2 protein-coding genes and 1 pseudogene are annotated in these 6,286 nt (G+C 71.0%); all 3 read right to left on the bottom strand.

Going from position 1 to position 6,286, the window contains the following annotated elements; genetic code table 11:
- Positions 1-578, bottom strand: a pseudogene (locus AB0O00_RS26560) (cell division protein FtsK); the annotation flags it as partial.
- A 144-nt stretch (positions 579-722) separates the two neighbouring features.
- Complete coding sequence (locus AB0O00_RS26555) at positions 723-1,361, bottom strand: response regulator (protein WP_363655834.1); 639 nt, start codon at positions 1,359-1,361, stop codon at positions 723-725.
- Between the two features lie 359 nt (positions 1,362-1,720).
- Positions 1,721-6,268: a HAMP domain-containing protein gene (locus tag AB0O00_RS26550; protein ID WP_363655832.1), complete on the bottom strand. Its 4,548-nt coding sequence runs from the start codon at positions 6,266-6,268 to the stop codon at positions 1,721-1,723.
- Positions 6,269-6,286 lie beyond the last annotated feature (18 nt).

Genomic DNA, 6,286 nt, shown 5'->3' with positions numbered 1-6,286 from the left:
GCCCTTATCCGGGACGCGCCGCTGCCCATCGTGGGCGCGCCGCAGCCGATGTGGACCAGCCCGAGGACGCCGACCACCAGCGCGCTCAGGCCGATCACGATCCGCCCGTTGGCCTCCGGCAGCTCCGGGTGGCGCCAGAGCCGGATCGCGATCCCGGCCAGCAGGAACGGCACCAGCACGTCGAGCCGCCCGAACAGCCCGGAGACCACGGCGGTGGCCGCGTCGTTCAGCCAGCCCTCCTCGCTGAACCAGGTGCCGGCGGCCGTGACCAGGCCGAGCGCGAACAGCACGAGGCCCAGCCCGTCCTTGCGGTGGGCCGGGTGGAGGTTCTTGGCGCCGTCGCCGACGCCCCGGAAGATCGCGGCGATCGGGCTCGCGAGGCCGTTGAGGGCGCGCAGGAGTATCGACCGGTTCGGCGGCGGCGGTGGCGGGGCCGACCTGGCCGCCGCCTTCTTCGCGGGTGCCTTGCGGGCCGCCGCCTTCTTCGCCGGCGGTTTGCCCGGGGTCTTCGCCGCGGCCTTCTTGGACGGTCCCGGACTCGTCTTACGTGCTGCGTTCCCGGGCGTGCGAGTGGCCATGGGTCAGCAGCCTACCGGTGCGGGCCACCGGTGCACATGTGGCGAGCCGGGGCGCCCCGACGTGTCGTAGACACTCCGTCACGCTGACCGGATTTCACCCGGACGCCCGTACGGTCCACCCGGCCGGGCCAACCGGCGCGGCCGCTACGGCGTACCGGGGCGCAGCGCGTCCAGGGCCCGGCGCAGGCCGGTGAGCTTGCGCTCCAGGTGCGCCGCGGTGGCGGCCACCCCGGCGTCGGCGCTGCCGTCCAGCTGCTTGCCCAGCGCCTCCGCCTGTTCCTCGACCGCCGCCAGCCGCGCGGACAGCTCGCCGAGCAGCGCCCCGCCGAGGGCGAGCTCGCCGCCGCCGGCCTCCAGTTGCAGGCGCAGCAGCGCGGCCTGCTCCTTCAGCTGGCAGTTCTTCACGTACAGGTCGACGAAGACGGAGACCTTGGCGCGCAGCACCCAGGGGTCGAACGGCTTGGAGATGTAGTCGACCGCGCCGGCCGCGTACCCGCGGAAGGTGTGGTGCGGGCCGTGGTTGATCGCGGTGAGGAAGATGATCGGGATGTCCCGGGTGCGCTCGCGGCGCTTGATGTGGGCGGCGGTCTCGAAACCGTCCATGCCCGGCATCTGGACGTCCAGCAGGATCACGGCGAAGTCGTCGGTAAGCAGCGCCTTGAGCGCCTCCTCGCCGGACGCGGCGCGCACCAGCGTCTGGTCGAGCGCCGACAGGATCGCCTCCAGTGCCAGCAGGTTCTCCGGCCGGTCGTCGACCAGGAGGATCTTCGCCTTCTGCATCAGGGCCCGCCCTCCTGTCGCCTGCCTGCCCGGTGAAGGCACTCGCGTACTGCCCACCGCTACCCCGGTCATGCTAGCCGCACCCCCTCGCCCGGCACATCGCTCCGTCGCGACCCGGCTGCGCCGGACCCGATCGGGAGCGGCGCACGGACGGTGCTCCGGCGCACGCTCAGCAGCGTGTCGTCATCCGGTCACTGTTCGCAACGATCGGTGACCCTACCGGGTTCCCGGCCCTCCCCGCCAGCAAACCGATCGCCGGCCCGGCGCGCACCCCGGAGCCCGGCCCGCGATGCGCGCCCCGCCACCGGTCCTTCGCCCAAGTCCCGCTTGGGCGAAGGACCCTGGGGCTCGCCGCCGGGACGTCAGGAGCGCTCGGGCCGCAGCCACTCGTGCATCACCGCGAGCAGGTGGTCGGTCTCCACCGGCTTGGTGATGTGGTCGGTGGCGCCCGCCGCGAGGGACTTCTCGCGGTCGCCCTTCATCGCCTTGGCGGTCAGCGCGATGATCGGCAGACCGGCGAACTGGGGCATGCGGCGGATCGCCTCGGTGGTCGCGTAGCCGTCCATCTCCGGCATCATGATGTCCATCAGGACCAGCGCGACGTGCTCGTGCTGCTCCAGCATCTCGATGCCCTCGCGGCCGTTCTCGGCGTACAGGACGGTCAGGCCGTGCTGTTCCAGGACGCTGGTGAGGGCGAACACGTTGCGGACGTCGTCGTCGACGATCAGCACCTGCTGGCCGCCGAAGCGCGCGTCGGTGCGGCCGGGGCGCAGCGGGACGGGCTCCGCCGGGCGCCCCTCGGCGGGGAGCTCCAGGGCGGCGGTGCGACGGCGCTCGACGGCGCCGCGCCGGCGCTCCTCGGCGAGTTCGCGGACCTCCTTGGCCCAGTGGTCGGCCGGGTTCTCGCCGACCGGGACGGGCAGGCCCACCGGGGTCACGCCGATGGTGGCGCGCAGCACCGGGTTGCCGGGCACGGCCGCCACGGGGGCGCGATCGGCGGGCGGCGCGTCCGAGGCGTCGGTGCGCAGCGGCAGGTAGAGGGTGAAGGTCGAGCCCTTGCCGAACTCGCTCTCGGCGTGGATCTCGCCGCCGAGCAGCCGGGCGATCTCCCGGCTGATGGACAGGCCGAGGCCGGTGCCGGCGTACTTGCGGCTGATGGTGCCGTCGGCCTGCTTGAACGCCTCGAAGATCTCCCGCAGCTTGTTGCCGGGGATGCCGATGCCGGTGTCGGAGACGGCGAAGGCGATCAGCGGGTCGTCCGGGTCCGCGATCGAGCCGGACTCCAGCAGTTGCTCGCGGACGTGCTGGGGCACGTCCGGCCCGGCCGGGCTGATCGAGAAGTCGACGGCGCCCGCGTCGGTGAACTTGACCGCGTTGGAGATCAGGTTGCGCAGGACCTGCTGGAGCCGCTGCTCGTCGGTGTGCAGGGTGACCGGCAGCGCGGAGGAGACCCGGACGGCGAAGTCCAGGTTCTTGTCCAGCGCGACCGGCTGGAAGGTGGCCTCGACGTAGTCGACCAGCTGGACCAGGGCGATCCGGCTGGGGCGGACGTCCATCTTGCCGGCCTCGACCTTGGACAGGTCGAGGATGTCGTTGATCAGCTGGAGCAGGTCGGAGCCGGCGCCGTGGATGGTGTCGGCGAACTCGACCTGCTTGGGCGAGAGGTTGCCCTCGTTGTTGTCGGAGAGCAGCTTGGCCAGGATCAGCAGCGAGTTGAGCGGGGTGCGCAGCTCGTGCGACATGTTGGCGAGGAACTCGCTCTTGTAGCGGGAGGCCAGGGCGAGCTGTTCGGCGCGCTCCTCCAGGACCTGGCGGGCCTCCTCGATCTCGCTGTTCTTGATCTCGATGTCGCGGTTCTGCTGGGCGAGTTGCTCGGCCTTCTCCTGCAACTCCTCGTTGGTGCGCTCCAGTTCCTCCTGGCGTGCCTCCAACTCGGCCGAGCGCATCGAGAGTTCGGCGGTGAGCCGCTGGGACTCCAGCAGCAGGCCCTCGGTCTTGGTGTTGACGCTGATGGTGTTGACGGTGACGCCGATCAGGTCGGCGATCTGGTTGAGGAAGTCGAGCGCGACGGTCGTGAACGAGCTGAAGGTGGCGAGTTCGATCACGCCGAGCAGCCGGCCCTCGAACAGCACCGGCAGCACCACGATGTGGGCCGGCGAGGCCTCGCCGAGGCCCGAGGCGATCTTGAGGTATCCGGGCGGCGCCTCCTTGAGGATGATCGCCCGCTTCTCCACCGCGGCCTGGCCGATCAGCGACTCACCGGGCCGGAAGGTGGTCGGCATGGCGCGCCGCTGGTAGCCGTAGCTGCCGATCAGGCGCAGCACGGTGTCGTTCTCGTCGTCGTCCTCGGTGATCAGCTCGGCGGTGCGGCCGGCCGGCTGGGCGAGGAAGAACGCGCCGTGCTGGGCGGAGACCACGGGGGTGAGCTCGGTCATGATCAGCGAGGCGACGGCCTCCAGGTCCCGGCGGCCCTGGAGCAGGCCGGAGATGCGGGCCAGGTTGGTCTTGAGCCAGTCCTGTTCCTGGTTGGTGCGGGTGGTCTCGCGCAGGTTGGCGATCATCTGGTTGATGTTGTCCTTGAGCTCGTCGAGCTCCCCCGCGGCGTCGACGTCGATCCGCAGGCTCAGGTCGCCCCTGGTCACGGCGGTGGCGACCTGCGCGATCGCGCGCACCTGCCGGGTCAGGTTGTTGGCCAGCTCGTTCACCGACTCGGTGAGGTCCTGCCAGGTGCCGTCCACCCCGGGCACCCGGGCCTGGCCGCCCAGGCGGCCGTCGGTGCCCACCTCGCGGGCGACGCGGGTGACCTCGTCGGCGAACGCGGACAGCTGGTCGACCATCGTGTTGATGCTGGTCTTGAGCTGGAGGATCTCGCCGCGCGCGTCGACGTCGATCTTCTGCGACAGGTCGCCGCGGGCCACCGCGGTGATCACCAGCGCGATGTTGCGGACCTGGCCGGTGAGGTTGTTGGCCATCAGGTTGACGTTGTCGGTCAGGTCCTTCCAGATGCCGGCCACGCCGGGCACGCTCGCCTGGCCGCCCAGGGTGCCGTCGGTGCCGACCTCGCGGGCGACGCGGGTCACCTCCACGGCGAAGGACGAGAGCTGGTCGACCATCGTGTTCAGGGTGCCCGCGAGCGTCGCGATCTCGCCCTGCGCGTCGATGGTGATCTTCTTGGAGAGGTCGCCGCGGGCCACCGCCGAGGCCACCTCGGCGATGTTGCGGACCTGCCCGGTCAGGTTGGACGCCATGAAGTTGACGTTGTCGGTCAGGTCCTTCCAGATGCCCGACACCCCGCGCACCCGGGCCTGGCCACCCAGGATCCCCTCGGTGCCCACCTCTCGGGCGACGCGGGTCACCTCGTCGGCGAACGCCGACAGCTGGTCCACCATCGTGTTGACGGTCGTCACCAGCTCCAGGATCTCGCCCCGAGCGTCGACGGTGATCTTCTTCGAGACGTCGCCGCGCGCGACCGCCGTCGTCACCTCGGCGATGTTGCGGACCTGGCTGGTCAGGTTGTTGGCCATCAGGTTGACGGAGTTGGTCAGGTCCTTCCAGGTGCCGGACACCCCTGGCACGCTCGCCTGGCCGCCGAGGATGCCCTCGGTGCCGACGTCCCTGGCCACCCTGGTCACCTCGTCCGCGAACGCCGACAGCTGGTCGACCATCGTGTTGATGGTGTTCTTCAGCTCCAGGATCTCCCCGCGCGCGTCCACCTGGATCTTCTGCGACAGGTCGCCCTTGGCGACCGCGGTCGTCACCTGGGCGATGTTGCGCACCTGATCGGTGAGGTTGTTCGCCATGAAGTTGACGTTGTCGGTCAGGTCGCGCCACACGCCCGCCGCGCCCGGCACCTGCGCCTGACCGCCCAGCCGGCCCTCCGTACCCACCTGGCGGGCCACCCGGGTCACCTGCTCGGCGAAGCCGGACAGCTGGTCGACCATCGTGTTGATGGTGTTCTTCAGCTCCAGCATCTCGCCGCGCGCGTCCACCTCGATCTTCTGCGAGAGGTCCCCGCGTGCCACCGCCGTCGTCACCTGGGCGATGTTGCGCACCTGGCCGGTCAGGTTGTCGGCCATGAAGTTCACCGAGTCGGTCAGGTCCCGCCAGACCCCGGCGACGCCCGGCACCTGCGCCTGACCGCCCAGCCGGCCCTCGGTGCCGACGTCCCTGGCCACCCTGGTCACCTGCGCCGCGAAGCCGTTGAGCTGGTCCACCATCGTGTTGACGGTGTTCTTCAGCTCCAGCATCTCGCCGGCCACCTCGACGGTGACCTTGCGGGACAGGTCGCCCTTGGCCACCGCCGTCGTCACCTGGGCGATGTTGCGCACCTGCGCCGTCAGCCGCCCGGCCATCGTGTTGACGGAGTCCGCCAGGTCCTTCCAACTGCCCGACACGCTGCGGACCTTGGCCTGACCGCCCAGCTTGCCCTCGGTGCCGACCTCCCGGGCCACCCGGGTCACCTCGTCGGTGAACTCCGAGAGCTGGTCCACCAGTCCGTTGACGGTCCGCCCGATCTTCAGGTACTCGCCGCGCAGCGGGTGGCTCACCCCGTTGCTGTGCAGCGAGCGCAGCTCCATCTTCTGGTCCAGGTCGCCCTCGGCGATCGAGGTCAGCACCCGGCCCACCTCGGCCATCGGCCGGGCCAGGTCGTCGATCAGCGCGTTGCAGTTGTCGACCGCCGCCATCCAGGCGCCCTCGCCCGCGCCGGTCTCCAGCCGCTCGTTCAGCCGGCCCTCGCGGCCCACCGCCCGCCGCACCCGGGCCAGTTCACCGGTCAGGTGCTGGTTGCGCTCGGCCACCTCGTTGAACACCGCGGCGATCTCCGCCAGCGGCCCGTCCCCCGGCACCGTCAGCCGGCGCCGGAAGTTGCCGTCGCGCATCGCCGTCAGCGCCGACAGCAGCTTGCGCAGTTCCGCCGGTTCCGCGCC

The sequence above is a fragment of the Kitasatospora sp. NPDC093558 genome (genome assembly GCF_040683475.1).
Classification (GTDB): Bacteria; Actinomycetota; Actinomycetes; order Streptomycetales; family Streptomycetaceae; genus Kitasatospora.
The sequence above is the reverse complement of the archived record's forward strand: the minus strand, read 5'-3'. Positions and strand labels throughout refer to the sequence as shown.